Source organism: Paractinoplanes toevensis, from assembly GCF_018332695.1.
GTDB lineage: Bacteria > Actinomycetota > Actinomycetes > Mycobacteriales > Micromonosporaceae > Actinoplanes > Actinoplanes toevensis.
In genome coordinates this window covers 1-2,195 of sequence record NZ_BOQN01000180.1, presented here as the reverse complement: position 1 = coordinate 2,195, position 2,195 = coordinate 1, and the positions used below count along the sequence as shown (strand labels likewise).

1 protein-coding gene and 1 pseudogene are annotated in these 2,195 nt (G+C 70.1%); one reads left to right on the top strand and one right to left on the bottom strand.

Annotated features, from left to right (window positions below; translation table 11 throughout):
* A pseudogene (locus Ato02nite_RS49505) lies at positions 1–180 on the bottom strand (hypothetical protein); the annotation flags it as partial.
* A gap of 83 nt (positions 181–263) precedes the next feature.
* Here Ato02nite_RS49505 and Ato02nite_RS49500 point away from each other — a divergent pair.
* Positions 264–845 (top strand): TetR/AcrR family transcriptional regulator, encoded by a 582-nt coding sequence (locus Ato02nite_RS49500; protein WP_213013709.1) that lies wholly within the window; start codon positions 264–266, stop codon positions 843–845.
* Positions 846–2,195 lie beyond the last annotated feature (1,350 nt).

Here is a 2,195-nt window from a genome sequence, read left to right as displayed (position 1 = left end):
CTGGCTTTCCGACGCCTGGCTCTCGATCGCGGCGGTCGCCCGCGCCTCGGCCGCTGCTGTCGCGAGCCGGGCCGCGTCTCGCCCGACCAGCACCGGGGTCACCCCGCGGCGGATCAGCTCGGCCGCGATTGCCCGGCCGCTGCGGCCGGTGCCGCCCAGAATCCAGACCTCGCCCGTCATCGCCTGTCTCCCTCGTCGTGATGACATCTCATGTCGTCACCTTAGCCGCGATGACACGGCATGTCATCAGGTAGCCTGTGATCGTGAGCAGATGGCCGGCGGATGCACGGGAACGCCTCGAGCGCGCGGCCATCGAGCTGTTCCAGGAGCAGGGCTTCGCGGCGACCACGGTTCCGCAGATCACCGCCCGGGCCGGCCTCACCACCCGCACCTTCCACCGGCATTTCGCCGACAAGCGCGAGGTCCTGTTCGCCGAGGCGGACGCCGCGGACATGGCCACCCACCTCATCGCGGACGCCCCGCCCGACCTGCCGCCGATCGCGCTGATCACCGAAGGACTGCGGATCGTGGTCGCCACCCGCTTCGAGGGCCGGCGCGAGGAGTTACGAGTCCGTCGCGAGATCGTCCGCTCGGACGCCGGCCTACGAGAACGCAACCTGCACAAATGGGACGCCATGAGCGGGGCGATCCGCGCCGGCTTCACCGCTCGCGGCGTAGAGCCGATGCGCGCGGCACTGCTGGCCGACACCGCCGTAAGCCTGCTACGCGTGTCGTTCGACGAGTGGCTCGACCGAGACGACGAGTGCGAACTCTACGAAATCGTGCGCACGGCCCTCACCGCGCTGCGAACGGAGCTCGGCGGCGACCCCGAGACGTCCGCCTGAGACGTGCTCAGTGCGGCCGGAAAGACGATTGCCATCGTCCACCGAGCGCTAACTGGACAGCTGGCCGACACCCATCGACGGTGTCAAGTGAATTGCTTTACCCTCCCGGCAAGGAATTGTTGCGTGATTGGTCACGCAACTGATTTATCGGCCCTGGATGGTTTTGTGAGATTGGCATGATCATGTGTTGGTGAAGGCTATCCGGGGTGCGGGAGGATATATGCATGCGGTACCAGCAGATGCAGCTGTTCACCCGGCCTCAGACTGTAGCCATGCGAGACCGTACAAAAGCACGTAACTATTCGCCGGAGAAAGACGAGTTCCGTCGTGATCACGCGCGCCGTCGGCATTGGGGGCTTGCGAGGCGCCACGCGCAGAAGTCGTGCCGGCTGCACGGCTGTTCCCGCCAGTGCGCGGAGCTGGGACTACATGACTATGCCGAGGCGGTCCCGCCGCTGATCTGGCCGGACGACGCGACCTGCGTGCAGCGGCCGTCACCCGCGCCACCAAACCATGCTGCCCCGACCACAGGTGACTCGCCCGCGGAGGTCCAGCAGCCGCCCGGCCGGCCAATCCTGGCCGGCAAGTCAGCCGCAGCACGCCGAACGCAAACCGCAACGCGCGGCGAAACCAAGCCGCGGTCACCCGCAGCTGCCCAGCCCGAGCTCGCACCTGCGGCTGGGCCCGCGCCCAAGGCCGAGCCCGCGCCCAAGACGCAAGCCGCCGCCCAAACCGAGCCAGCGCCCAGGACCGAGCCTGCACCCAGGACCGAGCCTGCACCCAGGACCAAGCTCACGCCCAAGACACCAGCCGCCCCCGAACCGAGCCCACGCTGCGAGCTGGGCCCCCACCCGGGGCCGAGCCCACGCCCCAGACACCAGCCACCGCCCGGACCAAGCCAGCGCCCAGGACCGGGTCTGCACCCCGAGCCGAGGCCGCGCCCCGGACCGAGCCTGCGCTCCGAGCTGGGCCCGCACCCCGGACCGAACCCGCACCCCGGACCAAGCCCACACCCAAGACACCAGCCACCGCCCGGACCAAGCCAGCGCCCAGGACCGGGTCTGCACCCCGAGCCGAGGCCGCGCCCCGGACCGTGCCTGCGCTCCGAGCTGGGCCCGCACCCCGGACCGAGCTCACGCCCAAGACACCAGCCGCCACCCAAACCGAGCCCACGCTCCGAGCTGGGCCCGCACCCCGGGCCGAGCCCACGCCCAAGACACAAGCCGCTGCTCAGGCTGAGCCCGCACTTCGGGCAGGGCCCACGCCCAAGACACAAGCCGCTGCTCAGGCTGAGCCCGCACTTCGGGCAGGGCCTGCACTTCGGGCAGGGCCCGCACTTCCGGCGGAGCC